The sequence below is a fragment of the Pseudonocardia sp. WMMC193 genome (assembly GCF_021728735.1).
In the GTDB taxonomy this organism is placed as follows: domain Bacteria; phylum Actinomycetota; class Actinomycetes; order Mycobacteriales; family Pseudonocardiaceae; genus Pseudonocardia; species Pseudonocardia oroxyli.
In genome coordinates, this window is sequence record NZ_JAKKDO010000003.1 from 6,578,928 (window position 1) to 6,604,469 (window position 25,542).

Genomic DNA, 25,542 nt, shown 5'->3' on the forward strand with positions numbered 1-25,542 from the left:
GGTGCGCCGTGTGGGTGGTGATGGTGAGCGGGCTCGTCAGCGGCGGCCTCTACATCGCGATCTCGCTCGGGGTCGTGCTCACGTTCCGGTTCGCGCACGTGCTCAACTTCGCCCAGGGGGCGATCGCCACCCTGGCCGGGTACGCGGCCTGGCAGAGCATCGCCGCCGGGTTGCCGACCGGGGTCGGCTGGCTGGCGGCCGTCGCGCTCGGGGCGGTGGTGTCCCTCGCGTTGGGCTGGGTGCTCGGCCGGTACTTCGCGGACGCGCCGGAGCTGCTGACCGCGATGGCGACCTTCGGCCCGGCCCTCGCGCTGATCGGGATCGTCGGTGAGCAGTGGGGGCAGAACCCCAAGGCGGTCCCGGTCCCCGGGCCGCTCGACGGCACGGTCTCGGTGTTCGGGGCCTCGGTCGGTCTGTTCGAGCTGGTCTTCCTCGCGGGGATCCTGGCACTCGTCGGGGTGATGGCTCTGCTGCTCAAGCGCAGTCGGGTGGGCCTGGCGCTGCGCGCGCTGGCCGACGACCCGGCCACCGCCGCCGTCAACGGCATCAACGTCGTGGCCCTCGAGCGACTCGCCTGGCTGGTCGGCGGCGCCATGGCGGGGCTGGCCGGAGTGGCGATCAGCACCTCGGCCCAGCTCGACCCGAACCACCTCACGACGTTCATGGTCTCCGCGTTCACCGCGGTCGTCCTCGGCGGGATCGGCTCCTTCAGCGGCCTCGTCGTGGGGTGCCTGGCCTACGGGGTGCTCAACGCGCTGGTCGCGTACTACGTGGGCAGCCAGTACGAGGCGCTCACCGCGCTGGTGGTCCTCACGGTCCTGTACCTCGTCCGCCCCAGCGGCCTGCTCGGGCGCCAAGCCCTCGTCGCGAGCAACGGCCTGCCCACCCAGTCCGACACCGGGGGCGGACGCGTGCTCGCGCTGCTGGCGTCCGCCGCGGACTCCGTCGGTCGGCTCCGGCCGCTCACGCCGCGGATCCGGCTCATCGCGCCGGCGGTCGGCGCGGTCCTCGCGCTGGCGGCTGTCGTCCTGGTGCCCCGCAACCTCGACGGCTCGCTCGTCTTCGTCCTGGCCACGGCGTTGGCGATGGCCGTCGCGGTGGCCGGGCAGAACGTGGCGTCCGGCCTGTCGGGGCGCCTCGCGGTGGCCCAAGGCGGCTTCATGATGGTCGGCGGCTACTGCTCGGGGCTGCTGGCGAGCAACGCAGGCGCCCCGCCGCTGGTGGCGATGGTCGCGGGTGCGGCCGTCGGGCTGGTGCTCGGCGCCGTGATCGGGACCAGCATCATCCGCCTCTCCGGCATCTACCTGGGCATCATCACCCTCCAGCTGACCCTCGCCGTGCCGGAGCTGGCGAAGGCCTGGACCGGGCTCACCCAGGGCGAGCTGGGCATCGTGCTCCCGCCCCTCGAGGCCCTGTGGGTCGCCGCCGTCTCGCCGTACGACGTCTGGATCGCCTCCGTGGTGGTCACCGCGCCGGCCCTCGGCGCGCTCGCGTGGCTCAGCCGCGGCAGGCTCGGCCTGCGGATTCGGGCCGTCCGCGACTCGGACCGGGGGGCCGAGTCGATCGGGCTCGACGTCCGGTGGCTGCGCGTCGCCGCGATGACCGTGAGCGGGGCGGGCGGGGCCCTGGCCGGGTCGCTGGGCTCCTTCCAGTCCGGGATCATCACGCCGGAGTCCTTCGGTATGTGGACCAGCGTCACGATCCTGCTGGCGGCCGCGATCGCGGGCCAGAACTCGGTGGTCGTCGGCCCGCTCGTCGGCGCGGCCTTCGTCGTCCTGCTGCCGTACGGACTCAGCGGGTCGGGCGGGTGGAGCTCGATCCTCTTCGGGTTCGGCGCACTCGCGTTCCTGATCGTGCGCAGGCTCGTCGCCCAGGCACAGCGGCGGTCGGTCCACTCCGCCGCCGACGGGGCCGCCCCTGCGGCCCCCACCGTGGAACTCGTGGGAGGAGCACGATGACCGACTACCGGCCGCTGGGGCGCACCGGGGTGCTGGTCAGCCCCTTGACGCTGGGCGCGATGAACTTCGGCTCCCAGTTCGGCACGGGCCGGGACGAGGCGGCGCGCATCGTGGGCGTCGCGCTGGACGCCGGTATCAACGTGATCGACACCGCGGACGTCTACTCTCAGGGCGAGTCCGAGGAGATCGTCGGGCACGCGATCAAGGGCAGGCGGGACGAGGTCGTCCTGGCCTCGAAGTTCCACGGCAGACTCGGCGAGGGCGTCACTCGCGGGGGGAACTCGCGGCGCTGGGCCGCGCGTGCCGTCGAGGAGAGTCTGCGCAGGCTCGGCACCGACCATCTGGACCTCTACCAGGTGCACCGGCCGGACCCCCACACCGAGCTCGAGGAGACGCTCGGCGCGCTCTCGGACCTCGTCCGTGCCGGCAAGATCCGCTACTACGGCACCTCGACGTTCGAGCCGCACGAGGTCGTGGAGGCCCAGTACCTGGCGCGGGCAGGCGGGCTCGTCGCCCCGTCGACGGAACAGGCGCCCTACTCGATCCTCGCGCGCGGCGTGGAGCGGGCGCTCCTGCCGGTCGCCGAGCGGTTCCGGCTCGGGATCCTGACCTGGAGCCCGCTCGCCGGTGGCTGGCTGTCCGGTCGGTGGCGACGCGGCGCGCGGGTCGCCACGTCGAGCAGGGCAGCGATCATGGGCTCCCGCCACGACCAGGACATCCCGGCCAACCTGGCGAAGCGGGCGGCCGCCGAGCAGGTGCTCGACCTGGCCGAGGCGGCAGGCCTGAGCCTCGTGGACCTCGCGCTCGCCTGGGTGCTGCGACACCCGGCGGTGTCGTCGGTCATCGTCGGGCCGCGCACGGTGGAACAGCTCACGAGCCAGCTCGCGGCGCCCGACCTCACCCTGGACGACGCACTGCTCGACGCCGTGGACGAGATCGTCTCGCCGGGCACCACGCTCAACCCGGCGGATTCCGGCTACGTGCCACCGTCGCTCACCGACCCGGCCCGCCGACGTCGCCCGGTGCCCGCGCCGTGAGCGCGAACGTCCTGGACCTCTACTCGATCGGCATCGGTCCGTCCAGCTCGCACACCGTCGGCCCCATGCGGGCGGCAGCGGAGTTCGCCGGGGACGTCGTGGCCCGCCGACGCGGGGTCGGTCGCGTGCGCGTCGAGTTGTTCGGATCCCTCGGCGCCACCGGGGTCGGCCACGGCACGCCCGCCGCGGTCGTCCTCGGGCTGGCGGGCCACGACCCGGCCACGGTCGACGTCGAGGCGGGGCGTCGCCTGGTGGACCGGGTCCGGGACGAGGGACGGCTCGCGCTGGGCGGCACCACCGAGGTCCCGTTCGACCTCGCGGCGGACATCGTGCTGCACCGACACGCCCTTCCCGCGCACGCGAACGGCATGCGGTTCACCGCCCTCGACCGGGAGGGGGCGGTCCTGCGGGACCGGACCTTCTACTCGGTGGGCGGTGGCTTCGTCGTCGAGGCCGACGAGGCGGGGGCGCTGCGGACGGAACCCGCCCCCGCCCACGTGCCCCACCCGTTCGACTCCGGCGCAGAGTTGCTGGCGCAGTGTCGGGACCTGCGCGTCAGCGTCGGGGAGCTCATGTTGCGCAACGAGTCCGCGCTCGAGCCCGGGGTCGAGCAGGGCCTGCGCGCGGTGTGGGCGGCCATGCAGGACTGCGTGCGGCGCGGGCTGGATACCGAGGGTGTCCTGCCGGGAGGCTTGGGGGTACGGCGGCGCGCCGCGGCGCTGTACCGCGAACTCGTCACCCGCGAGGAGGCGGGCGACGCACCGGATCGGATCGACTGGGCGTCGGTGTTCGCCCTCGCGGTCAACGAGGAGAACGCGGCGGGCGGACGCGTCGTGACCGCACCGACCAACGGAGCCGCCGGAATCGTCCCGGCGGTACTGCACACCCACTTCAGGTTCACCCCGGATGCCTCGGACGAGGACGCGGTGCGCTTCCTGCTCGCGGGCGCGGCCGTCGGGTCGCTCGTCACACGACACGCCTCGATCTCGGGGGCCGAGATGGGCTGCCAGGGTGAGGTCGGCTCAGCCTGCGCGATGGCCGCCGCCGGGTTGTGTGAGGTACTCGGCGGAACCCCGGAGCAGGTCGAGAACGCGGCCGAGATCGGCCTCGAGCACCACCTCGGGCTCACCTGCGACCCGGTCGGCGGCCTGGTCCAGATCCCGTGCATCGAACGCAACGCCGTCGCCGCGGTGCAGGCGATCAGCGCCGCCCGCCTCGCCTTGCACGGGACCGGCACGCACCGGGTCAGCCTCGATCAGGCCATCGCCACCCTCCGCCAGACCGGGCACGACATGCGCAGCGAGTACAAGGAGACCTCCCGCGGCGGCCTCGCGGTGACCGTCGTCGCCTGCTGAGGGTTGTGAGGGCCGGACCCGCGGCGAGGAGCGTGTCTCCGGTGTTCGGGCTGGACCGGATCCTGCGCAGCACACGGCCCCGGGAGACCTCACCCCGCTTCTGATCCGGCCGTCGGCCCCGGACGGAGCCGGGACGCTCCTCGGCGACCCCTCATGACGACGGCGGGGTGGCCGAACCGGTCAGGATCCGCATCGGGTCCGGCAGCGCCGGTCCCGACAGCGCCCACGAACGCGTCGTGAGGACCTCGACGGGGGTACCGGCACGGCGGGCGGCGATCATCCGTGTGACGTCGAACGCCGGGCCGACCGGGTCGCTGTCGTACTCCGGCCCGTTCATGTAGGCCGTCGCCTCGTCCGGGCCGGCGAAGTTGTCGATCTGCATCTCCACGAAGTTTCCGTCGGGGTCGCGGTAGTACAGCGAGGTGGTGACGCCGTGCTGGATCGGTACGGCGGGCTCGATCCCCGCTTCCCGCAGCTGTCGGTAGCGCTCCAGGAGTCCGTCCAGGGACCCGAAGGTGAAGGCCATGTGATGCATTCCCACCGTCCCCGGCTCCTTCGGCCTGGCCGCCTCCGCCGGAATCTCGAGGAGGGCGATTCGATGGTGCTCCTCGTCGAAGGTCAGGAAGGTCAAGCCGTGCCCGGCGTGGACCACATGCGCGTCGAGCACGGTGCAGTACCAGTCCCGAACCGCGGCGGGTCGGGCCGTCTGCAGGACGACATGAACGAGCTGAGGGGTCGCTCCCATGGTCTTCTCCTTCCGACGGTCGAGCCCGTTGCGTGGCTCGACACGGGGACTGGTCATGCTCAGAACCGTCGCGGAGGGCGGCGGTGGTCGCTGATCGGTCGCGCATTCGAGCGGTCAGCTCGCGTAGGGCTCCCGGGTCGTCTCGCGGCGGAGGGCCGGAGCGACCTCCGTGGCGAAGAGCTCGAGGCTGGAGGTGGTCATCGCCTCGGGCATGCCGCCGACGTCGAACTGGCCCACGTAGCGGTCCGTGCCGAGGAGCTCCCGCTGCCGGAGGATCGCCTCGACGACTTGCTGAGGGCTGCCGACCACCAGGCCGCTCGCGATCATCCGGTCGTAGGTGGTGCGGGACATGCCCCCGGCGAAGCGGGGGAGGACGCGCATGTACCGCGCGTAGTACGGGAAGAAGTCCTCCCGCGCCGACTGGGACGTCCGGCCCACGAACATGTGCCCGCCCGTGGCCGTCCTCTGCAGTTCGGGCGGATGCCCCGCCTGCGCGAAAGCCCGTCGGTAGGCCAGTACCGCTGGAGCGGCGGCCTCCGGCTGGGCGAAGAGCGCGAGGAACAGGGGCAGGCCCAGCCGGCCCGCGCGCTCGGCGGAGGCCGGGGTCCCCCCGACGCCGACCCACACCGGGAGATCGTGCTGGAACGGGCGTGGGGCGACGGGGTTGCCGCGCAGCGGCGGACGGAAGCGTCCGGCCCAGTACGGCTCCGCCGTGCGCCGCAGCTCGAGCAGCAGGTCCAGCTTCTCGGTGAAGAGCGCATCGTAGTCGGCGAGGTCCTGGCCGAAGAGTGCGAACGACTCGGTGAAGGCGCCCCGGCCCACGACGAGCTCCGCCCTGCCCCCCGAGAGCTGGTCGAGGGTGGAGAACTGCTCGAACACCCGGACCGGGTCCTGGCTCGAGAGCACGGTCACCGCCGTGGCGAGCCGGATCCGGCTGGTCGCGGCCGCGATTGCGCCGAGTACGACCTCCGGAGCAGAGACCGCGAAGTCCGACCGGTGGTGCTCGCCGAGCGCGATGACGTCCAGGCCGGTCTCGTCGGCGATCCGGGCATGGCGCTGGATCGCGGCCAGTCGGTCGTGGACCGTCGTCCCCTCCGCGAGATCACCGAGGCTGTACACCCCGAGCTCCATGCCGGGACCTACCGCTCGGCCGCGGCGAGGAGGAGCCTGGAGTGGACCTGCGCGGGCAGCCTCGCGGAGTCCCACATGAAGCGAAGTGCCTCGACTCTGCCGTCCGCGTCCAGCTCCACGATGGTGATCCCCACGGGTACGGAACCGGAGGCCGACCGCCATTCGTAGCCGCCGCCGAGCGGCCCGCCGAGGGTGTGGACGGCCTCGGAGCCGGCGCCGTAGGGAAGGTCCGCGAGTGCGCGGCGCAGGTAGCCTCCGATCGCTCGGCGTCCGTGCACGGTGGTGCGCAGGGCGAGATCCTCCAGCACGGCGTCCTCGGTGAGGGCCTCGAGGACGTCGTCGGGCCTGTTCGAAGCGAGGCCCGCAGCGACGGTTCCGGCCGCCCCGGCGAGCCGGGAGTCGACCCGGCCGGTCACGCGGTCGTGGCCGAACGTTGCCGGGAAGGACCCGGGGTCGAGCCGCATCACCGCCGCGGAGTCGGCGCCGAAGGCGCGGCCGTCCCAGTAGTCGACCCAGCGGGTGATCTTGTCCCCGACCAGGTCGATCGCCGCTACTCCGCGGATCTCCCCGCCGAACAGCTCCGGCGTGTCCGTGAAGGCGACGACGACGCCGTCCGGACCGCCCACGATTCGCGTGGGATAGGCGCGGGCCTGCTCCGGCCACACGGGCATGTACTCCTTCCACACCTGCAGCAGCGCGTCCCAGGTGTCCCAGACCCAGCCGAGCACTGCGTCGGCGTAGTAGGTGGCGGCCTGCAGGAAGTGGGCCTGGGTGCGGTCGACGTCCTTGGCGCTCTTCGCGTCGAAGTACGAATGGAGCAGCGCCACGACCGCCGGATCGGCGTGCGTCGTGTCGGCGATCTCGTCGGGGCGCCGAGTGTTGTCGGGGTTCATCAGATCGTCCTCGGTCCGGGCCGCGCGGGAGTTCCGCGGCGATGTCCCCATACAACCGTTCTTCCACCGCTCCGATCCCATCTGATAGGAAGCAGTCGGAGAAAGTTTGCATCTGTAGGGGAGATGGATGTGGAGCTACGCCACCTCCGCCACTTCGTGGCTCTCGTCCAGGAGGGCAGCTTCACCGCCGCCGCCCGTCGGGAGCACATCGTGCAGTCGGGTCTGTCCGCGTCCATCCAGGCGCTTGAACGCGACCTGGGCGCCGAGCTCTACGTCCGGGGATCGCGTCCGGTCCGCCTGACCCCGGCGGGTGAGGCGATGCTGTCCGCGGCACGAGGGACGCTCCAGGAGGCTGAGCGGGTGCGTCGTCGAGTGGCCGAGGCGACCGACCTGCTCGCGGGGCCCTTCCGCATCGGCATGGGAGAGATCGGCCCCACCGACTCCTCCTGCCCCCTGGTCTCGTGGCTGGCGGACTTCACCTCCCGTCATCCCGGCCTTTCCGTCTCGGTGTCCCAGCTCGGCCCCGCGTCCATGCTTGCGCAGGTCGAGGCCGGAATCCTCGACTGCGCGGTCGTCCCCGACGCCGTCTCCGGCGGTCGGACGCTGCGTCGGTTGCCGATCAGTGCGGAGCCGCTGGTGGCGATAGTGCCCACCGATCGGATGGGTGACCTCGGACGGGCCGGGGCCGGCCGAGTCCCGCTCGCGGATCTCGTCGGGCTGCCGTTCGTGGAGACGCAGGCCGGATGGGGGTCGCGCGATCAGGTCGACGCGGCCCTGACCGAGCTCGGTCTGCACCGGACGCTTTCGTGTGAGGTGCGCGAGCGGTCCATGGTCCTGGAGCTGGTACGCGCCGGCCTCGGAGTCGCCCTGGTGCCCCGCGGACTGGCACTGGCGGGGAGACAGTCGGCAGGCCTGCGCTACGAGGTCCTGGACCTCACCGAACAGGACACCCTCGTCGAGCAACTCGATCTCTGCCTACCGCGGGGAGCCTCGGCGTCACCCGGCGCGCGTCGCTTCGAGCAGATGGTGGAGAAGCAACTCGCGAACAGCGGGTGAGGCCATCGGCCGCAGCCCTTCCCGTCACCGGCGGCGGGTCGTGGAGCCCGCGGGACTCGGGGGCCGGGAGTACATCGACTTCCTGGCGGGCGCGGGGGCGCTCCGGATTCCCCCTCCCCAGCGCCGGAACCCGGACCGACCCGGAGCGCTGGGCCGAGGAGGCCGCGTCGGCGCTGGGCAGGCTGACCGCCCTCTTCGGCCCGTACCCCTACGAGGACCTCTGGGTCACCGTCACCCCGGGCCAGAGCGACGGCACGGAGTTCCCCACCGCGCTGCAGTTCGGGGACGTCCGGCAGCGCGAGCTGGCCGGGCTGGTCCCGCACGAGCTCGCCCACCAGTGGTTCTACGCCCTCGTCGGCAACAACCAGGCCCGCGACCCGTGGCTCGACGAGTCCCTGGCGACCTACGGCGAAGCCCTCGCCGGCGGCGACCTGGACTACTACCGCGACCCCGGCACGGGGCTCGGCGGCGCCGGCAGGTCAGGCCCCGGAGTCCGTCCGGACGGGGAAGCGGACGGCGAAGGCGACGACGTCGTCGGGCACCTCGGGGGCGAGCACGTCCACGACGGTGTCGACGAGGTCGCGGACGGGGAGACCGTGGTGGCGCCGGAGCAGCGCCAGGAGATCGGCGATGCCCTCGTCGATGCTGCCGCCGCCGTGTTCGACGAGCCCGTCGGTGTAGAGGAACAGGGTCGCCCCAGGCGGGACGGCACGGGTGTGGTCGGTGCGGGGCAGCTCGGCGAGGGCGGCGAACCCGAAGAGGGTGTCGTGTTCGTCGAGGAGCTCGACCGTGCCATCGGGGGCGAGCAGAACCGGCGGTGGGTGGCCGGCGTTGGTCCAGGTCAGCGACCACCGCCCGGGACTCGGCTCCTCGAGGTAGCCGACGACCGCGCTCCCCGCGGCACCCAGGCCCAGCCCTCGGTTCAGGTCGTCGACGGCCCGCAGGGCGACGGAGGGGGGTTCGCCGAGATGGTCCCACGCGGCCTGGCGGAGCATGGAGCGGATCTGGCCCATGTGGGTGGCGGCGTCGAGGGTGTGGCCCACGATGTCGCCGACCGAGACCATGAGGCGTCGGCGTCCGGGGCCGTCGGGGTGATCGATGAGCGGGGCGGCGTCGTACCAGTCGCCGCCGACGTTCTCGCGGGCGTCGGCGGGGGAGTAGCGGCGGGCCATCTGCAGGTCGTCGACCTGCGGGAGTGGGCTGAGCATGGCGTTCTGCAGGGCGTGGGCGACGGCGATCCGGTGCTCGAGCAGCCCGGCCCGGCCGATGGCCTGACCCGCGTAGCCTGCGACGGAGGCGAGGGTGAGCAGGTCGCCGGGCTCGACCGCATCGGGACGGTCCCAGGCGAGGACCACCGCGCCGCAGGGGCCGCCCGCGTCGAGGAGCGGTACGGCCACGCAGGTCTGCAGGTCGAGCCTGCGGAAGGTCTCGATCACCGCGGCGGAGTAGCGGGTCTCGAACGAGGCCCGGTCGGGGTGATGGACCAGGCGGCCCTCGCGGATCGCGGTGGCGGCGGGGGTCGCGTCGTGGCGGGCGAAGCGCGCGGGGTGGGGGTCACCCGCGTCTCCGAGCCGGTGCAGACGGTCGCCCTCGACGAGGACGGGGAGGAGCAGGGTGGGTGTGAACTCGGCGTCGAGCAGCTCGGCGAGCCTGGTCAGGGCATCGGCGACGGTGGTGGCGTCGCCGAAGGCGCGCGCGGCGGTGAGCAGGATGTGGCTGCGGTCCAGGGCGCGCAGGTGGGCGGCCTCGACGGCATCGCGGCGGTCGAGCTCGCGGTCGGTGTCGTAGCGGGCCAGTCTCAGCCGCAGCTCCGCCGAGGCGGCCGCGGCGATTCGTTCGAGGATGCCGAGCTCGGCGTCGGTCCAGTGCCGGGGGCGGGTGTCGATGGCGCACAGCGAGCCGAGGACGGTCCCGTCGGTGTCGGTCAGGGGCATCCCGGCGTACGCGACGACACCGAGGTCGGGGATGGCGAGGTTGTCCCGGACCAGCGGATCGTCCCGGGCGTCGGTCACCACGAGCGGCGCGGCGGTGATCACGACGTGCTGGCAGAACGAGTGGCTCAACGGGGTGGCACGCTTCGCCGCCCACGGCTCGGGCAGGCCGGTCATGCCGGGGAAGACCTGCTCGTCCTCCCGGACGAGGGACACGAGGGCGACGGGGACGTCGAGGGCTTCGGTGACCCAGGCGGCGAGATCGTCGCAGCGCGAGTCGGTCTCGGCGCCGAGCCCGATCCGGCCCAGGACGCGAGCGCGGCCGGGATCGCACAACACGGACGCGGGGTCCGTGGCACCGTGCTGCGCGTGGGTCATCGAGCTCCTACCGGGGTGTGCCGCCGAGCCATTCTGCCCCGTCGGCCGCGTGAAGTCGCGCGACGGCGGGTAACGAAGAGACGTCGCGGACGAATGTGTCTCCGCCCTGCCGTTCGTCGTCAGCTGCACACCCGGGTAGGCGAAGATCACGGGGGCTGTTCGGTCGATTGACGAGATTTGCAGGGCTCGGAAGGGTGTGATCTGCCCGCGAGCTGCGGCGCAGCTGCTCGCCAGTTCCAGCAACGCGACGCGGAGGGCCGCATGCGGGTGGTCGTCGCGATGACCGGCGCGACCGGCGCCGTCTTCGGCGTCCGTCTACTGAGGACGTTGGCGCGCATGGGCGTCGAGACGCACCTGGTCCTGAGCCGCTGGGCCGAGGTCACCATCACCAAGGAGACCGGTCTCACGGTCCGTGAGGTCGCTGCGCTCGCCTCGTCCTTCCACGCCCGCAACAACCAGGCCGCACCGATCTCCAGCGGTTCCTTCCGGCACGACGGGATGATCGTGGCGCCGTGCAGCATGAAGACGCTCGCGGCGATCCGCTTCGGCTTCGCCGACGACCTCCTCGCGCGCGCCGCCGACGTGACGCTCAAGGAGCGGCGCCCCCTCGTCCTGCTGGCGCGCGAGACCCCGCTCACCAGCGTGCACCTGGAGAACATGCTGGCCCTCAGCCGGATGGGGGCGGTCATCGCGCCGCCGGTGCCCGCCTTCTACCAGGGCCCCGAGACGATCGACGACCTGGTCGACCACACCGTCGGGCGGGTGCTGGACGTCTTCGGCCTCGACATGGCGGGGATGAAGCGGTGGTCGGGCACCCATCCCGGCCCCAGCCCCCTCGGAGAGGTTGACGCATGACCAGCGAACACCACTACACCCCGGCCCGGACCTCCGACGCCGCGGCGGTCCCGGACGCCGTGGCCGCCTACCTCGACGGAGCGGACCTGCTGGCCAGGACACAGGCGGTGCGACTGTCCACGGTGGATTCCGCAGGCTGGCCGCACGCGTCGCTGCTCAGCGCGGGGGACGTGCTCGCCCTCCCGTCCGGACGGGTGCGGTTCGTCGTGTACCCCGAGTCCACGGTCGCGGCGAACCTCGTCCGCGACGGCCGGCTCGCGCTGACGCTCTCGCTCGACGGCGGGGTCTGCGAGCTGCGGGCCCGGGCCCGCCGCCTGCCGGACGCCCAGGGCGTCCCCCTGGCGATGTTCGAGGCCGAGGTGGAGCAGATCCGCGAGCACCGGGCGCCCTACGCCGACGTCGTCACCGGCGTGACGTTCACGCTCCACGACCCGCAGACGGTGCTCGGGCGCTGGGAGCGCCAGATCACCGCGATGCGTGCGGCGGGCTGACGGGATGGGGCCGTACGCGGACCTCCGGGCCTTCCTCGACGCACTGGACAAGCACAAACAGCTCCTGCACATCACCGATCGGGTCGCCCTGGAGCCGGACGTGGCGGCGGCGGCCTGCGCCCTCATCAAGCTCGGCGAGAGCAGCCCGGCGATCGAGTTCACCGACATCGGGGGCTACGCGAACGCCCGCCTGGTGATGAACGTCCACGGTTCCTGGCCCAACCACGCGCTGGCCCTGGGGCTCGAGCCGGACGCGTCGCCCCGCGAGCAGTTCGAGCGCTTCGTGGAGGGCTACCAGCGCTACCCCGGCGAGCTGGAGCGCGTGTCGGACGCGCCGTGGCAGGAGAACGTCGTCGACCACGACATCAACCTCTACGAGCTCATGCCGCTGTTCCGGCTCAACCGCGGTGACGGCGCCATGTTCATCGACAAGCCCTGCGTGGTGAGCCGGGACCCGGACGACCCGGACAACGACGACGTCGAGAACGTCGGCGTCTACCGCCTCCAGGTCAAGGGCCGCAACCGGCTCGGCATCCAGACGGTGCCCCAGCACGACATCGCCATCCACCTCGCGCACGCCGAGGAGCGCGGCGAGGACCTGCCGGTCGCGATCGCGCTCGGGAACGACCCGCTGATCACGCTCATGGCCGCGACCCCGATGCTCTACGACCAGCTCGAGTACCGGATGGCCGCGGCCGTGCAGGGCCACCCCTACCAGGTCGTCCGCACCAGCACGGGCCTCGACGTCCCGCGGGGGTCGGAGTTCGTCCTGGAAGGACGCATCCTCGCGCGGCACCGCGAGATGGAGGGCCCGTTCGGCGAGTTCCCCGGCTACTACTCCGGCTGCCACGAGTACCCGGTCATCGAGATCGACCGCGTGTTCCACCGCACGGACCCGATCTTCGACGCCGTGTACGTGGGCCGGCCCTGGACCGAGATCGACTACCTCCAGGCGATGACGACGAGCGCTCCGATCTTCGTGCAGCTCCACGAGGCGTTCCCCGAGGTGACGGCGGTCAACGCCCTCTACACGCACGGGCTGGTGGTGATCGTCTCCACGGGGACCCGGTACGGCGGGTTCGCGAAGGCGATCGGCATGCGGCTGCTCACGACGTCCCACGGTCTCGGCTACGCCACGATGGTCATCGTCGTCGACGAGGACGTCGACCCCTTCAACCTCGCGCAGGTGATGTGGGCGATGTCGGTCAAGGTCAACCCCGCGAGCGACGTCATGATCCTGCCGAACCTCTCCACGAACCTGCTCAACCCGGCCGGTCAGCCGACGGGTGTCATCCACAAGATGATCATCGATGCGACGACGCCGGTCGCCCCGGACGTCCGGGGCGACTACGGCGAGGAGCTCGACACCCCGCAGACGACCGACGCCTGGCGCGCCAGGCTCGCGACGATGATCAAGGAGCTCCGGGGATGACGGTCGACGACGGCGCGGCCGACCGGCCGACGGCCTGCCCGCGCTGCCGCTCGACGACGGTCGGGGTGCAGGCCACCTCTCCGGTGTCGGGGGTCTGGACCCTCTTCTCGTGCAGCACGTGCCTCTACACCTGGCGGTCGACGGAGCCGGTCGAGAACACCGACCCCGACCACTACCCGGCGGCGTTCCGCCTCACGCCCGAGCAGCTGGCCGCCCTGCCCGTCGCACCCGCCATCCCGCCGCTCCGCGCCGGGGACGCCCCCGGGGGCTCGTGATGACGACCGTCGACGACTCGGAAGGCAGGGCGGTGCCCGTCACCCGGTGAAGAGGTCGATGCCGTATCGCTGGATCCTGCGATATATCGTCGAGCGGGACATGCCCAGTGCTGCAGCCGCATGGACCTTGTCACCGTCGTTGGCCTCGAGCGCGTCGATGATGGCGTCTCGCTCCAACGACTCCAGTGGAGACAGCAGGCGGCGTCCGACCTTGCGGTACTGCGAGGGTAGATGCTCCGGTCGGATGACCTCACCGTCGCAGGAGAGTGCTGCCCGGCGGAGACAGTCTCGGAGCTCCGCCACGTTGCCGGGCCACCGGCCCCGAGCCAGGATCCTCAGCGTCTCGTCCGCGCAACGAAGGCGCCTGGCTGCGGGAATCCGCTCGGTGAGATGGACGGCCAGCTCCTCGATGTCACTCACGCGTTCCCGGAGCACGGGGAGCCGAACCTCGGCGCCGAAGTGGTGAGACATGTCCTCCGGAAGCTGCGCCGAACTACATGTCGCTGCGACACGGACCAACCCTCGTTCGGCGCGGACCCCGTCGAGCCAGCGGCTCACCTCGCGTCGTCGGTTCCACGGGACCTCGTCGAGGTGCGCGAGGATCAGGGTGGAGGGCTCGAGCCCGTCGTCGCTCGGTTCGCCGAGGTGGGAGGGCAGAACGGTGGCCGGGTCTCGCATGTCCAGCAGCGTGCTGAAACGGCCGGGGGCGAGACGTCGGTGAAGAGCCTTCGCGAGGTGGGTCTTGCCGATCCCGTGCTCGCCCGTCAGGAGCAGCCCCCCGTCCGAGCCGAACGCCGAGAGGGCCTCGGCGACGCGGTTGCGCCAGACGGGGCTGGACCCGACGACGCCGGGAAGCGGCGTGGAGGGGACGTGGGGTTCCGTGCGTCGCACCACCGTGGGCGGGTTGATGTGGACGACGAGGATGTAGCCGCCGACCTGATCCCTCTTGTCCTTGACCGGGGTGATCGACACATGGGCGGGTGTGCCGCCCGACAAGGCCACGGTCGCTGATCTCGCACGCCCGGAGCGCAACCGGTCGCCCACGAGGGCCACGATGGCCTCGTGGTCCGACGGCGTCAGGCTCAGCCGTGCGGTTTCGTTGATCATCGTGACGTCGGTACTCACGGCGAGGACCGGGAGGTTCGTCGATCGGCAGGCGACCTGGTAGTGGGCGAGCAGGGCGAGCTCGCGTTCGCAGGAGGCGGTGAGGAGCTCCTGGGAGATGGAGCGGGCGGTCTGCGCGACGAGTGCGGGCAGCCAGCGGTCGGAGTGCACGTTTCGGCAGGTCAGGTCGAGCAGTCCCACCGGCTCCTCCGTCAGGGGATGCACGATGGGGGCGCCGAAGCAGGCCAGGTCGTTCAGACCCTCCGAGTAGTGCTCGCTCCCGAGAACGTAGAGGGGGTGTCCGAGGACCAGCGCCGTGCCGATGCCATTGGTCCCGACCTCGTCCTCGGCGTAGGTGAAGCCGGGCGCGAGACGGATCTCGTCGAGCTTGCGGAGCAGTCCGCGGTCGCTCGACGTCCGCGACACGACCGTCCCGGCCGCGTCGGTCAACACGATGCTCACCGGAGACGCCGCGAGCTGGCTGCTCAACTGTTGCAGCGCGGGGCTCGCGCACTGCATGAGGGGAGTACCGAGATCGGGGTCACCGGCATACCGCACGTCGACGCGATCGACGCTGAGCTCGGCGAGCTGCGAGCGCCGCCAGGACGTGAGGATCTGGTCGCGCACAGCCGTCGTCGCCACGGACGCCTCCGAGAGGAACTCCGCGCGCGCATGAGCGACCGCGTGCTCGTCCACGGTCTGCAACGGTGACGTCATCGTCTCCTTCTCCATCCATCACGGCTGAGAGCCGGCAGCGAGGCAATTGTGCGCGCTTCGCCGGGGGCGGTGCCACAACCGCGTCTCACGCGTCCCAGGATTGAGACACCGCTCGCCGCTCGCGTCATGTGTGATTCAGCGCACCGGAGAACTGGCCCGGTAGCGACACGACGACGACCCGCGGCCCGAACACCGGGCCCGAGGACCGGGCCCCGGAGACGACGACGCGGACCCATCGCGACCGACCGTACGACCCAGGAGGTCAAGACGTGAGCCGGCAGAGTATGAGCAAGGCGCACAAGAAGATCACTGAGCTTTCGTGGGAGCCGACCTTCGCCACCCCCGCGAAGCGCTTCGGAACGGACTACACGTTCGACAACGCTCCCAAGAAGGACCCGCTCAAGCAGATCCTGCGCTCCTACTTCCCGATGGAGGAGGAGAAGGACAGCCGGGTCTTCGGAGCCATGGACGGCGCCATCCGGGGCAACATGTTCCGCCAGGTGCAGGAGCGGTGGATGGAGTGGCAGAAGCTCTTCCTGTCCATCATCCCCTTCCCGGAGATCTCGGCGGCCAGGGCGATGCCGATGGCCATCGACGCCGTCCCGAACCCGGAGATCCACAACGGGCTCGCGGTTCAGATGATCGACGAGGTGCGACACTCGACGATCCAGATGAACCTGAAGCGGCTGTACATGAACCACTACATCGACCCGGCCGGCTTCGACATGACCGAGAAGGCCTTCGCGAACAACTACGCGGGCACGATCGGTCGCCAGTTCGGCGAGGGCTTCATCACCGGCGACGCGATCACCGCGGCCAACATCTACCTCACGGTGGTGGCCGAGACCGCGTTCACCAACACCCTGTTCGTCGCGATGCCCAGTGAGGCGGCCGCCAACGGCGACTACCTGCTGCCGACGGTCTTCCACTCGGTCCAGTCCGACGAGTCGCGGCACATCTCCAACGGCTACTCCATCCTGCTGATGGCGCTGGCCGACGAGGACAACCGGGTGCTGCTCGAGCGGGACCTCCGCTACGCGTGGTGGAACAACCACTGCGTCGTCGACGCGGCGATCGGCACGTTCATCGAGTACGGCAGCAAGGACCGCCGCAAGGACCGCGACTCGTACGCGGAGATGTGGCAGCGGTGGATCTACGACGACTACTACCGCAGCTACCTGATCCCGCTCGAGAAGTACGGTCTGACGATCCCGCACGACCTCGTCGAGAAGTCGTGGGAGCGGATCAACAACGGCTTCTACGTGCACCGCGTCGCGCAGTTCTTCGCGACCGGCTGGCCGGTGAACTACTGGCGCATCGACCCGATGACCGACACCGACTTCGAGTGGTTCGAGCACAAGTACCCGGGTTGGTACAACCAGTTCGGCAAGTGGTGGGAGGCCTACGCCCGGTTGAGCAAGCCGAACGGCCACAAGCCCATCGCGTTCGAGGACGTGCAGTACCAGTACCCGCACCGGTGCTGGACCTGCATGGTGCCCTGCCTCATCCGTGAGGACATGGTCACCGACAAGGTGGACGACCAGTGGCGCACCTACTGCTCGGAGACCTGCCACTGGACCGACGCCGTCGCGTTCCGGCCGGAGTACGAGGGTCGGGCCACCCCGAACATGGGTCGGCTGACCGGCAAGCGCGAGTGGGAGTCGCTGCACCACGGTCGGGACCTCGCCGACATCGTCACCGACCTCGGCTACATCCGTGACGACGGCAAGACCCTCATCCCGCAGCCGCACCTGGACCTTTCGGACCCGAAGAAGCTGTGGACGATCGACAAGCTCCGGGGCATCGAGTTCCAGAGCCCGAACGTGCTGCTGAACGAGATGACCGACGCCGAGCGCGAGGCCCACATCGCCGAGTACAAGGCCAATCCGAACGTGACCACCTCGGTCGCCTGATCCCTGTGGGCGCGGCGTGACCGGAGCCCCTCGGTGTGCATGTCGCGGTGTACACCGCGAGGCCCACCGGTCACGCCGCACCCGCTCCACTCACGGTGAGGAGCAAGCACCATGGCCGACGAACACGTCGTCCGGTTCGAGCCGGTCGGGATCGAGATCAAGGCGGCTGAGGACGAGACCGTCCTCGACGCGGCGTTCCGGCAGGGGATCTCCCTGATGCACGGGTGCCGTGAGGGTCAGTGCTCCGCCTGCAAGGCGTTCGTGCTGGACGGTGACGTGCAGATGGGACGCTATTCGACCTTCGCCCTCGCCGACTACGAGAGCGACGAGGGCTACATCCTGATGTGCCGTGCCCACGCGTACGGCGATCTGGAGATCGAGCTCGAGAACTACGACGAGGACATGATCAGGTCGGGCCTGCCGGTCGTCACGGCGCAGACCACGATCGCCTCGGTCACCGAGCTGACCCACGACATCGTGCACGTCAGGCTGGCGCTCGACGAGCCGTCAGCGTTCCGGTTCCACCCGGGCCAGTACATCGACATCGCGGTGCCGGGCACCGACGTGTCCAGGTCCTTCTCGATGGCCTGTGCGAACCAGGCCGACGGGATCCTCGATCTCATCATCAAGAAGTACCCCGGGGGCCTGTTCTCCGAGAAGCTGGCCACCGAGCTGAAGGTCGGCGACGCGCTCACGGTGACCGGGCCGTACGGCGCGTTCACCCTGCGCGTCTCCTCGGACCGGCGGTTGGTGTTCGTCGCGGGCGGGGCCGGGATGTCCGCGCTGCTGGCGCTCCTGCGCCAAATGGCGGACAGCGGGAGCGACCGTGAGGTCGTGTACTACTACGGCGCCCGCAACGAGGCCGACCTGATCATGACGACGGAGATCGCCGCCTTGGCGGAGGCGCTCCCGAACTTCACCTACGTGCCGTGTCTGTCGGAGAGCTGGCCGGAAGACTGGCCCGCGACCTTTCCCGGCGGCGCGACGGGCCTGGTCACCGAGGTGCTGCGCGAGCGTGAGCCGAACCTGCGCGCGTGCGACGTCTACCTCTGCGGACCGCCTCCGATGATCGACGCCGCCCTGCCGGTGCTCGAGGGTCTGGGTGTGCCCACGGACCAGGTGTTCTACGACAAGTTCACGATCACGGCCGCGGCGGACTAGCCGCCGCGGGTCCCTGTCCCGAGTCACAACGACGCCGAAGAGGAGTGCTCGATGGCGAGCCCCACCACGGAGCGCAGCTTCCCGAAGCCCGAATTCACGGGTGCCGAAGCCGGGCTGCTCGACTTCCCCAGCTCCAAGAGCCGCACCTACAACTACTTCACTCCCGCCAAGCTGCGGGCCACCATGTACGAGGACGTCACCGTGGACGTCCAGCCCGATCCGGACCGCCACCTGACCCAGGGCTGGATCTACGGCTTCGGGGACGGCCCCGGGGGCTACCCCAAGGAGTGGACCGAGTTGCGCTCGGCGAACTGGCACGCCTTCCTCGACCCCAATGAGGAGTGGGAACAGACGATCTTCCGGAACAACTCGAACATCGTCCGGCAGATCCAGCTGAACCTCGCGAACGCGAAGAAGGCGAACGCCTACGCCGGCTGGAGTGCGGGCTGGGTCCGGTTCGTGGAGAAGCACATCGGCGCGTGGATGCACGCCGAGCACGGTCTGGGCATGCACGTGTTCATGTCCGAGCAGCGGTCGGCTCCCACCAACATGATCAACAACGCGATCGCGGTCAACAGCACCCACAAGCTGCGCTTCGCGCAGGACCTGGCGCTGTACAACCTGGACCTGACGGAGTCCATCGACGGCTTCGACGGAACGGTGCACCGTTCGGCCTGGCACTCCGACGCGGTGTGGCAGGGCGTGCGGGAGAACGTGGAGCGGCTCACCGCAATCGGCGACTGGGCGGAGTCGCTGTTCGCCACCAACGTGGTCTTCGAGCCGCTGGTCGGCGTGCTGTTCCGCAGCGGGCTGGTCATGCAGATCGCCGCCCGCAACGGGGACTATGTCACCCCGACGCTGGTCGGTGCCGGTGAGAACGACTACGACCGGGACCACCGCTACACCCGTGCCCTGTTCAGCCTGCTCACGAAGGACCCGGAGCACGGCGAGCACAACAAGCGTGTCCTGGGCGAGTGGCTCGAGCGCTGGGTCCCCGTCAGCGTCCGTGCGGCCCAAGAGCTGCAGCCGATCTGGTCGCAGCCCCACGAGAAGGTCCTGACCTTCGCCGACTCCTGGAGCGCGGCGGTCGACGCCTTCCGTGAGTTCCTGACCGACCTCGACCTCCCCGAGCCCAAGGAGCTGTCCGCGTGACCAGCACCCAGAAGCCCCGGTTCGGCGCCGACACCGGCTCGTCGAACATGTGCGGCGTCACCCTGATGAACAACCAGATCGGCTACATCGTCGCCGACATCCTGCGCGGCAAGGACGGGGTCACGGTCGAGGAGTTCCCCTCGATGATCCGGGTCGACGCGCAGAACGTCCTGGTCTTCGACTTCGACGAGATCACCGGGATCATCGGCGAGGAGTTCGACCAGACGGACTTCGAGGAGATCATGTCCACCCACTACGGGCGCATGGTCCACTTCGACGACCGGACGATGTTGTTCGCGAACCCCGAGGACGCGGCCGAGTACATCGACTTCGATCTGCGACCCGTCGAGTGACGAGCCCGTCCTGACGAGCCGGCGCCGCCCCGTGTCCGAGCGGGGCGGTGCGGGCCCCAGGGCCTCCGGCCCATCCCTGTCCCTGCGGAACCGAGGTCCAGCGAGATGCCCATCGACGGCGCACCCAGCCGATACAGCAGGTCCTGCGTGGGGGAGGGGGTCCACACCTCCACGAGCACCGAGGACAGCGGGCGAGCGCTGATCCGTGCCCTGGTGTGGAGCGCCTTGGAGACGGTGCACGACCCCGAGCTCGACGAGCCGGTCGCCGAGCTCGGCTTCGTCACCGAGATCGTGGTCCGCGAGCTCATGCCCGGGCCCTACGGCGTGGTGCTCGTCCGTCTCCGGCTGCCGACGCGGTTCTGCGCATCGGCGTCGGCGACGGTCATGGTCGCTGATGTCGCGGACGCGGTTCGGGCCGTACCCGAGATCCTCGAGGCCGAGATCCGCCTGGAGGATCACGTCGCGGCGGACGAGATCAATCGCCGGGTCGGCTCGCCGAGCCGACCCGGCAGCGCCTCCGCGGCCCGGGACGACGAGCTCGCGGAGTTGCGTCGGGCGGTGGAGGAGCGAGCCCACCTGGCCTGTCTCGCCCGCGCATGCGAGCGGCTGCTCGCGGAGGGATGGACGGTCGACCGCCTGGCCGAGGCTCGGGTGGGTGATCTGCCGGAGGACGCGGGCGCCCGGCTCCTGCGCCGACGTGACGTCCTGGGGCTGTCCCCGGATCCCGGCGCGCTGTTGCTCGTCGATGCGGGAGACGCCTCGTCCGAGCACCACCACATTCGGACTCTGCAGCGCGCCCGGGCCGTTCGGACGGGCCACGAGCACAACGCGGCACTGTGCCGAACCCTTCAGACGCGACGAGACGCGGTCCGGCGGACCTGACGCGCGCCACGCGACACATGGCATGAAGCAGACACCGTTCACGAGAGGACCAGCACGATGGCCAAGGACCTGCGCTTCAACGTCGAAGCCCGGCAACTGCTCAAGACCGGGGTCGACGCCCTGGCCAACGCGGTACGAGTCACCCTCGGCCCCAAGGGCCGCAACGCGGTGATCGAGAAGCTCACCGGCGCTCCGACGATCACCAACGACGGGGTGACCATCGCGCGGGAGATCCAGCTGCGGGACCCGTTTGCCAACATGGGCGCCCAGCTGGTCAAGGAAGTCGCCATGAAGACGAACGGCGTCGCGGGCGACGGCACCACGACGGCGACCGTCCTGGCTCAGGCGCTCGTGCACCAGGGCCTGCTCGCCGTCGAGCAGGGTGCCAACCCGATGGTGCTGCGGCGCGGCATCGAGGACGCCGTGGAGGCGGTCGTCGAGGAGCTGAGGGCGGGCGCCCGCACCGTGGAGGGCGAAGCGGAGCTGCAGCGCGTGGCCACGCTTGCCGCCAACGACCCTCGCATCGGCAAGGTCATCGCGGCGGCGATGGCACGCGTCGGGCAGGAAGGGATCGTCACGGTCGAGGAGTCCGCCCGTCTCGGGATGGACGTCCATTTCGTCGACGGGCTGGTCTGGGACCACGGCTACGTGTCGGCCTACATGGCCACCGACACCGACCGGATGGAGACCGTCTTCCAGGATCCGTACATCCTGCTCACCAACGAGAAGATCTCGCAGGTCCAGGACCTGATGCCGGTCCTGGAGAAGGTACGGCCCACCGGGTCGCCGCTGGTGGTGGTCGCCGAGAACATGGACGGGCCCGCCCTGGGGATGCTGGTGGCGAACAACGTCCACGACACGTTCCGCTCGGTCGTGGTGCGCGCCCCGGGCTTCGGGCACCGTCGTCTCGCGCAGCTCAACGACGTGGCGGCCGTCGTCGGCGGCAAGGTGATCACGGGAGAGGCCGGGCTGAACCTCAGCGGCGTCACACTCGAGCACCTCGGCCGCTGCAGCCGGATCACCGTCACCGAGAACGAGACCACCATCGTCGGCGGAGCCGGAACAGCCGAAGGCGTCTCACGGCGGATCGAGCAGCTGAAGAAGGAGTTCGAGCGGGCTCAGAACGAGCAGGACCAGGACTTCCTGCAAGAGCGCATCGCCCGCCTCTCCGGCAGCGTGGCGGTCATCGAGGTCGGCGCCGCGACGGGGGTGGAGCTCAAGGAGAAGCAGCACCGCGTCGAGGACTCCCTGGCCGCGACCCGGGCCGCCATCGACGAGGGCGTGGTCGTGGGAGGGGGTGCCGCACTGCTTCGGGCGCGGCGCGTGCTCCGGACGTTGGACCTCGACGGTGACGCCGCGGAGGGCGCCGCAATCGTCTCGCGCGCCCTCGTGGAACCGGCCCGGTGGATCGTGACGAACGCAGGCTACGAGCCGCAGGACGTCCTCACCGCCCTGGCCGACCTGCCCGACGAGCAGGGCTTCGACGCGGCCACGGGCCGCTACGTCGACCTGTTCGAGGCGGGGATCATCGACCCGCTGAAGGTCACCCGCTCCGCCCTGCAGAGCGCGGCGTCGATCGCGGCGCTGCTCCTCACCACCGAGACCCTGCTCGTCGAGGAGGTGCTGCACAACCCCGGCGCGATCGTCGACCCGGAGTTCGGTGACCTGGCCGAGGGCATGGTGCGCCCCTCCAACATCTACTGACACCCGGACCGCCCCGGGACCCCTCGCTCGCCGGGTCCCGGGGGAGCGGCGGGACCGGCTCTCGCGGATCGTGCTCCGCGAGGGCCGGTCCCGCACCCGCGCACCGCACACCCATCACAAGTGAGATCCGGCGAGGCCCCGCCGGGCAGCCCTGCTGCCCCTGGTCGCCGGTACCGACTGACGGAGGACACGATGTACTCGAAGGACGGGCAGGACTACTTCATCGTCGACGCCCACGTCGCGCTGTGGGACGCGCGAGCGGAGAACCAGCGCAACATCCACGGCAAGCAGTTCATCGACTGCTTCTACGACTACCACCGCAACCTCAGCCCGGAGTCCGAGGTCTGGCCCTACGAGGACTACCTCTACCAGGGCGGTGACCGGCTGATGCACGACCTGTTCGAGGTCGGCCACGTGGACCACGCGATCTTCCAGCCCGCCTACCTCGGCGAGTTCTACAACAACGGGTTCGGGCAGACCGAGGAAGCCTTCAAGCTCACCGAGGCCAACCCGGACAAGCTCACCTACAACCACTTCTGGGACCCGCGCTTCGGCGAGCAGGGCCTCAAGCAGCTTCGCGAGGACGCGAAGCGCTTCAACCTCAAGGGTGTGAAGCTCTACACCGCGGAGTGGCACGGCGAGTCCCGCGGCTGGAAGCTCGACGACCCGTGGTCCTACCGCTACCTCGAGGCCGCCCAGGAGCTGGGCATCCGCAACATCCACATCCACAAGGGCCCGACGATCCGCCCGCTGGACCGCGACGCGTTCGACGTGGCGGACGTCGACAAGGTCGCGACCGACTTCCCGGACATGAACTTCGTGGTCGAGCACTGCGGTCTGCCGCGGCTCGAGGACTTCTGCTGGATCGCCACCCAGGAGCCCAACGTGCATGCCGGGCTCGCCGTCGCGCTCCCGTTCATCCACACCCGCCCGAAGTACTTCGGCCAGATCATCGGTGAGCTGCTGTACTGGCTCGGGGAAGACCGGATCCAGTTCTCCAGCGACTACGCGCTCTGGACCCCGCGCTGGCTCGTGGAGAGGTTCGTGGACTTCCAGATCCCGGAGGACCTGACGGAGTACGCGCCGCTGACGACCGCGCAGAAGAAGAAGATCCTGGGCCTGAACGCCGCCGCGATGTACGACATCCCGGTACCGGAGCACCTGCAGCTCCCCCGCGAGGAGCCGCAGGCCGTGGCGGTGGCCTGATGGGCGGTGTGGCGCGGGCCGACGAGGCGTGGCGAGCACTCGACGCCGTGATCGACCCGGAGCTGGACCAGCCGATCACCGAACTGAAGTTCGTCCGGTCGCTCGACGTGGTCGGGACCGACGTCGTGGTGCACCTGCGGCTGCCGACGAGCTTCTGCGCGCCGAACTTCTCCTACCTGATGGCGTCGGACGCCAAGGACGCGCTGACCGCGCTGGCGTGGACCCGCCGGGTCACCGTGGAGCTCGACGACCACCACGACTCCGACCTCATCAACCGCGGCCTGGCGGCGGACGCGGGCTACAAGGGAACCTTCCGGCACGAGGCCGACCAGGACCTCGAGGAGCTGCGAACCACGTTCCGGCGCAAGGCCCACACCGCCGCGATGGAGCGCGTGCTGACCCGGCTCGTCCAGCAGGGTCGGCCCATCGAGAGCCTCGGCACGGTCACGATCGGGGACTTGCCCGCCGACGGCGCGACACACGCCCTGCTCCAGCGAAGGAAGGCGATCGGGCTCTCCGAGGGGGAGGGGGACCTGGTGTTCGTCGACCACGCAGGCACGCCGTACCCGGAGGTGGAGCTGCCGCTGCAGCTGCGGCTGGCCCGCTCGACCCGGATCTCGATCGAGGGCAACGCCCATTTCTGTCGTGGCCTGCTGGCCACCCGCTACGACCTCACGGAGAGCGCCTCATGAGAGCAGTCCAGGTGGTGGGCTACCACCGCGGCCTCGAGCTGACCGACGTCCCGCAACCGACCGTGCAGGGCCCGTTCGACGTCGTCGTGAAGATCGGCGGCGCCGGGGTGTGCCGCACCGACCTGCACATCCTCGAAGGCCAGTGGGCGCAGAAGTCCCAGGTCACCCTGCCGTACACGATCGGGCACGAGAACGCGGGCTGGGTCGCGGCGGTCGGGTCCGCGGTCACCAACGTCGGTGAGGGCGACAAGGTCATCGTGCACCCGCTGATCACCTGCGGGCTGTGCCGGGCCTGCCGCTCCGGGGACGACGTGCACTGCACCCGGTCGCAGTTCCCGGGCATCGACACGAACGGCGGCTACGCGGAGTACCTGCGAACCTCCGCCCGCTCCGTCGTGAAACTCGACGACGGCCTCGAACCCGCCGACGTCGCCGCCCTCGCCGACGCCGGCCTCACCGCCTACCACGCGGCCGCCAAGGCCGCCCGCAGGCTCGGCCCGCGAGACACCTGCGTGGTGATCGGCGCCGGGGGCCTGGGGCACATCGGGATCCAGGTGCTCAAGGCGCTGAGCCCGGCCCGGCTGGTCGTGCTGGACCGCAACCCCGACGCGGTGAAGCTGGCCGAGTCCATCGGCGCGGACCTCGGCATCGTGGCCGACGGCGGGCACGTCGACCAGGTGCTCGCGCTCGGCGGGGCCGAGGTGGTGGTCGACTTCGTCGGCGAGGGCGGCAGCACCGCCGAGGGACTGGCCATGACCAAGCCCGCCGGCGACTACCACGTCGTCGGGTACGGGGAGAACCTCAACGTGCCGACGATCGACCTGATCTCCGCGGAGAAGAACATCGTCGGCAACCTGGTCGGCAGCTACAACGACCTCTGCGACCTCATGGAGCTCGCCGCGCGCGGCCTGGTCACCCTCCACACCCAGCGCTACGCCCTCGACGACTTCCAACAGGCCATCACCGACCTCGACGAGGGCCGCGTGCGAGGACGCGCCATCCTCGTCCCCTGAGACCGACGCTCCGAGGGCGGCTTGCGCGCACCCCCGCGCAAGCCGCCCTCGCCGTGGGTCGGGCGGACCGTCGCCGGAACCGCAAGGAGCCGGTCGGTCCCGGTCGCC

Annotated in this window: 22 protein-coding genes and 1 pseudogene; 18 read left to right on the forward strand and 5 right to left on the reverse strand. The window is 70.6% G+C overall.

What is annotated here, in order from left to right; translation table 11 throughout:
* The first annotated feature begins 8 nt into the window (after positions 1-8).
* The 3 genes from L3X23_RS33575 to L3X23_RS33585 are packed head-to-tail and all read left to right on the forward strand — an operon-like array spanning position 9 to position 4,350.
* The gene (locus L3X23_RS33575; protein ID WP_237197609.1) at positions 9-1,958 is read left to right on the forward strand and encodes an ABC transporter permease; all 1,950 of its coding nucleotides are present in this window, start codon (positions 9-11) and stop codon (positions 1,956-1,958) included.
* The gene (locus L3X23_RS33580; protein ID WP_237197611.1) at positions 1,955-2,995 is read left to right on the forward strand and encodes an aldo/keto reductase; all 1,041 of its coding nucleotides are present in this window, start codon (positions 1,955-1,957) and stop codon (positions 2,993-2,995) included. Before L3X23_RS33575 ends, L3X23_RS33580 begins: the two co-directional genes overlap by 4 nt.
* Complete coding sequence (locus L3X23_RS33585; protein ID WP_237197613.1) at positions 2,992-4,350, forward strand: L-serine ammonia-lyase; 1,359 nt, start codon at positions 2,992-2,994, stop codon at positions 4,348-4,350. The genes L3X23_RS33580 and L3X23_RS33585 overlap by 4 nt, the downstream gene beginning before the upstream one ends.
* Positions 4,351-4,501: 151 nt before the next feature.
* Here the strand turns inward: L3X23_RS33585 and L3X23_RS33590 are convergent, their stop codons facing one another.
* The 3 genes from L3X23_RS33590 to L3X23_RS33600 are packed head-to-tail and all read right to left on the reverse strand — an operon-like array spanning position 4,502 to position 7,119.
* Entirely contained in the window at positions 4,502-5,152 is a 651-nt protein-coding gene (locus L3X23_RS33590; protein ID WP_237197615.1) for a VOC family protein, read from the reverse strand.
* 57 nt (positions 5,153-5,209) lie between these two features.
* Positions 5,210-6,226: an LLM class flavin-dependent oxidoreductase gene (locus L3X23_RS33595; protein ID WP_237197617.1), complete on the reverse strand. Its 1,017-nt coding sequence runs from the start codon at positions 6,224-6,226 to the stop codon at positions 5,210-5,212.
* A gap of 8 nt (positions 6,227-6,234) precedes the next feature.
* Complete coding sequence (locus L3X23_RS33600; protein WP_237197631.1) at positions 6,235-7,119, reverse strand: hypothetical protein; 885 nt, start codon at positions 7,117-7,119, stop codon at positions 6,235-6,237.
* A gap of 129 nt (positions 7,120-7,248) precedes the next feature.
* On the opposite strand from L3X23_RS33600, the gene L3X23_RS33605 reads away from it, so the two are divergent.
* Both L3X23_RS33605 and L3X23_RS36450 read left to right on the forward strand, forming a co-directional pair.
* Entirely contained in the window at positions 7,249-8,175 is a 927-nt protein-coding gene (locus tag L3X23_RS33605) for a LysR family transcriptional regulator (RefSeq protein WP_237197633.1), read from the forward strand.
* Positions 8,172-8,585: pseudogene (locus L3X23_RS36450) on the forward strand (M1 family aminopeptidase); the annotation flags it as partial. The gene L3X23_RS33605 and the pseudogene L3X23_RS36450, both read left to right, overlap by 4 nt.
* Before the next feature lie 69 nt (positions 8,586-8,654).
* Here the strand turns inward: L3X23_RS36450 and L3X23_RS33615 are convergent.
* Entirely contained in the window at positions 8,655-10,484 is a 1,830-nt protein-coding gene (locus L3X23_RS33615) for a SpoIIE family protein phosphatase (protein WP_237197635.1), read from the reverse strand.
* A 261-nt stretch (positions 10,485-10,745) separates the two neighbouring features.
* On the opposite strand from L3X23_RS33615, the gene L3X23_RS33620 reads away from it, so the two are divergent.
* From L3X23_RS33620 to L3X23_RS33635, 4 genes are read left to right on the forward strand one after another with little or no spacing between them, the layout of a single operon-like run.
* On the forward strand, positions 10,746-11,339 hold the full coding sequence (locus L3X23_RS33620) for a UbiX family flavin prenyltransferase (protein WP_237197637.1): 594 nt from the start codon (positions 10,746-10,748) through the stop codon (positions 11,337-11,339).
* Positions 11,336-11,830: a pyridoxamine 5'-phosphate oxidase family protein gene (locus L3X23_RS33625; RefSeq protein ID WP_237197639.1), complete on the forward strand. Its 495-nt coding sequence runs from the start codon at positions 11,336-11,338 to the stop codon at positions 11,828-11,830. Before L3X23_RS33620 ends, L3X23_RS33625 begins: the two co-directional genes overlap by 4 nt.
* Before the next feature lie 4 nt (positions 11,831-11,834).
* Complete coding sequence (locus tag L3X23_RS33630; protein WP_237197642.1) at positions 11,835-13,262, forward strand: non-oxidative hydroxyarylic acid decarboxylases subunit C; 1,428 nt, start codon at positions 11,835-11,837, stop codon at positions 13,260-13,262.
* Positions 13,259-13,537 carry a non-oxidative hydroxyarylic acid decarboxylases subunit D gene (locus tag L3X23_RS33635; RefSeq protein WP_237197644.1) on the forward strand — a complete coding sequence of 93 codons (279 nt, stop codon included), beginning with the start codon at positions 13,259-13,261 and terminating at the stop codon, positions 13,535-13,537. The genes L3X23_RS33630 and L3X23_RS33635 overlap by 4 nt, the downstream gene beginning before the upstream one ends.
* A 39-nt stretch (positions 13,538-13,576) precedes the next feature.
* On the opposite strand, the gene L3X23_RS33640 is transcribed toward L3X23_RS33635, so the two are convergent.
* Entirely contained in the window at positions 13,577-15,358 is a 1,782-nt protein-coding gene (locus tag L3X23_RS33640) for a sigma-54-dependent Fis family transcriptional regulator (RefSeq protein WP_237197645.1), read from the reverse strand.
* Between the two features lie 284 nt (positions 15,359-15,642).
* Between L3X23_RS33640 and L3X23_RS33645 the strand changes: the two genes are divergently transcribed.
* The 9 genes from L3X23_RS33645 (at position 15,643) to L3X23_RS33685 (ending at position 25,434) form a co-directional block, all read left to right on the forward strand.
* Complete coding sequence (locus tag L3X23_RS33645; RefSeq protein WP_218129962.1) at positions 15,643-17,271, forward strand: methane monooxygenase; 1,629 nt, start codon at positions 15,643-15,645, stop codon at positions 17,269-17,271.
* A 111-nt stretch (positions 17,272-17,382) separates the two neighbouring features.
* Positions 17,383-18,432, forward strand: a complete 1,050-nt coding sequence (locus L3X23_RS33650) for an FAD-binding oxidoreductase (protein WP_237197646.1) — start codon at positions 17,383-17,385, stop codon at positions 18,430-18,432.
* 51 nt (positions 18,433-18,483) lie between these two features.
* Positions 18,484-19,584, forward strand: coding sequence for an aromatic/alkene monooxygenase hydroxylase subunit beta (locus tag L3X23_RS33655; RefSeq protein ID WP_237197649.1), 1,101 nt, complete (start codon positions 18,484-18,486; stop codon positions 19,582-19,584).
* The gene (gene mimD, locus L3X23_RS33660; protein WP_237197651.1) at positions 19,581-19,937 is read left to right on the forward strand and encodes a propane 2-monooxygenase effector subunit MimD; all 357 of its coding nucleotides are present in this window, start codon (positions 19,581-19,583) and stop codon (positions 19,935-19,937) included. The genes L3X23_RS33655 and mimD overlap by 4 nt, the downstream gene beginning before the upstream one ends.
* 105 nt (positions 19,938-20,042) lie before the next feature.
* Positions 20,043-20,819 carry an iron-sulfur cluster assembly protein gene (locus tag L3X23_RS33665; RefSeq protein ID WP_237197653.1) on the forward strand — a complete coding sequence of 259 codons (777 nt, stop codon included), beginning with the start codon at positions 20,043-20,045 and terminating at the stop codon, positions 20,817-20,819.
* Between the two features lie 57 nt (positions 20,820-20,876).
* Positions 20,877-22,523 carry a chaperonin GroEL gene (gene groL, locus L3X23_RS33670; RefSeq protein ID WP_237197655.1) on the forward strand — a complete coding sequence of 549 codons (1,647 nt, stop codon included), beginning with the start codon at positions 20,877-20,879 and terminating at the stop codon, positions 22,521-22,523.
* Between the two features lie 192 nt (positions 22,524-22,715).
* Positions 22,716-23,729, forward strand: a complete 1,014-nt coding sequence (locus L3X23_RS33675; RefSeq protein WP_237197657.1) for an amidohydrolase family protein — start codon at positions 22,716-22,718, stop codon at positions 23,727-23,729.
* Complete coding sequence (locus tag L3X23_RS33680) at positions 23,729-24,421, forward strand: iron-sulfur cluster assembly protein (RefSeq protein ID WP_237197660.1); 693 nt, start codon at positions 23,729-23,731, stop codon at positions 24,419-24,421. The genes L3X23_RS33675 and L3X23_RS33680 overlap by 1 nt, the downstream gene beginning before the upstream one ends.
* On the forward strand, positions 24,418-25,434 hold the full coding sequence (locus L3X23_RS33685) for an NAD(P)-dependent alcohol dehydrogenase (protein WP_237195117.1): 1,017 nt from the start codon (positions 24,418-24,420) through the stop codon (positions 25,432-25,434). The genes L3X23_RS33680 and L3X23_RS33685 overlap by 4 nt, the downstream gene beginning before the upstream one ends.
* Positions 25,435-25,542: the final 108 nt, after the last annotated feature.

Bases quoted from the DNA above. Each gene is read 5' to 3' on its own strand.
- L3X23_RS33580 (WP_237197611.1), top strand. From the start codon at position 1,955: ATGACCGACTACCGGCCGCTGGGGCGCACCGGGGTGCTGGTCAGCCCC.
- L3X23_RS33590 (WP_237197615.1), bottom strand. From the start codon at position 5,152: ATGACCAGTCCCCGTGTCGAGCCACGCAACGGGCTCGACCGTCGGAAG.
- L3X23_RS33595 (WP_237197617.1), bottom strand. From the start codon at position 6,226: ATGGAGCTCGGGGTGTACAGCCTCGGTGATCTCGCGGAGGGGACGACG.
- L3X23_RS33600 (WP_237197631.1), bottom strand. From the start codon at position 7,119: ATGAACCCCGACAACACTCGGCGCCCCGACGAGATCGCCGACACGACG.
- L3X23_RS33615 (WP_237197635.1), bottom strand. From the start codon at position 10,484: ATGACCCACGCGCAGCACGGTGCCACGGACCCCGCGTCCGTGTTGTGC.
- L3X23_RS33620 (WP_237197637.1), top strand. From the start codon at position 10,746: ATGCGGGTGGTCGTCGCGATGACCGGCGCGACCGGCGCCGTCTTCGGC.
- L3X23_RS33625 (WP_237197639.1), top strand. From the start codon at position 11,336: ATGACCAGCGAACACCACTACACCCCGGCCCGGACCTCCGACGCCGCG.
- L3X23_RS33630 (WP_237197642.1), top strand. From the start codon at position 11,835: ATGGGGCCGTACGCGGACCTCCGGGCCTTCCTCGACGCACTGGACAAG.
- L3X23_RS33635 (WP_237197644.1), top strand. From the start codon at position 13,259: ATGACGGTCGACGACGGCGCGGCCGACCGGCCGACGGCCTGCCCGCGC.
- L3X23_RS33640 (WP_237197645.1), bottom strand. From the start codon at position 15,358: ATGACGTCACCGTTGCAGACCGTGGACGAGCACGCGGTCGCTCATGCG.
- L3X23_RS33645 (WP_218129962.1), top strand. From the start codon at position 15,643: ATGAGCAAGGCGCACAAGAAGATCACTGAGCTTTCGTGGGAGCCGACC.
- L3X23_RS33650 (WP_237197646.1), top strand. From the start codon at position 17,383: ATGGCCGACGAACACGTCGTCCGGTTCGAGCCGGTCGGGATCGAGATC.
- L3X23_RS33655 (WP_237197649.1), top strand. From the start codon at position 18,484: ATGGCGAGCCCCACCACGGAGCGCAGCTTCCCGAAGCCCGAATTCACG.
- L3X23_RS33665 (WP_237197653.1), top strand. From the start codon at position 20,043: ATGCCCATCGACGGCGCACCCAGCCGATACAGCAGGTCCTGCGTGGGG.
- groL (WP_237197655.1), top strand. From the start codon at position 20,877: ATGGCCAAGGACCTGCGCTTCAACGTCGAAGCCCGGCAACTGCTCAAG.
- L3X23_RS33675 (WP_237197657.1), top strand. From the start codon at position 22,716: ATGTACTCGAAGGACGGGCAGGACTACTTCATCGTCGACGCCCACGTC.
- L3X23_RS33680 (WP_237197660.1), top strand. From the start codon at position 23,729: ATGGGCGGTGTGGCGCGGGCCGACGAGGCGTGGCGAGCACTCGACGCC.
- L3X23_RS33685 (WP_237195117.1), top strand. From the start codon at position 24,418: ATGAGAGCAGTCCAGGTGGTGGGCTACCACCGCGGCCTCGAGCTGACC.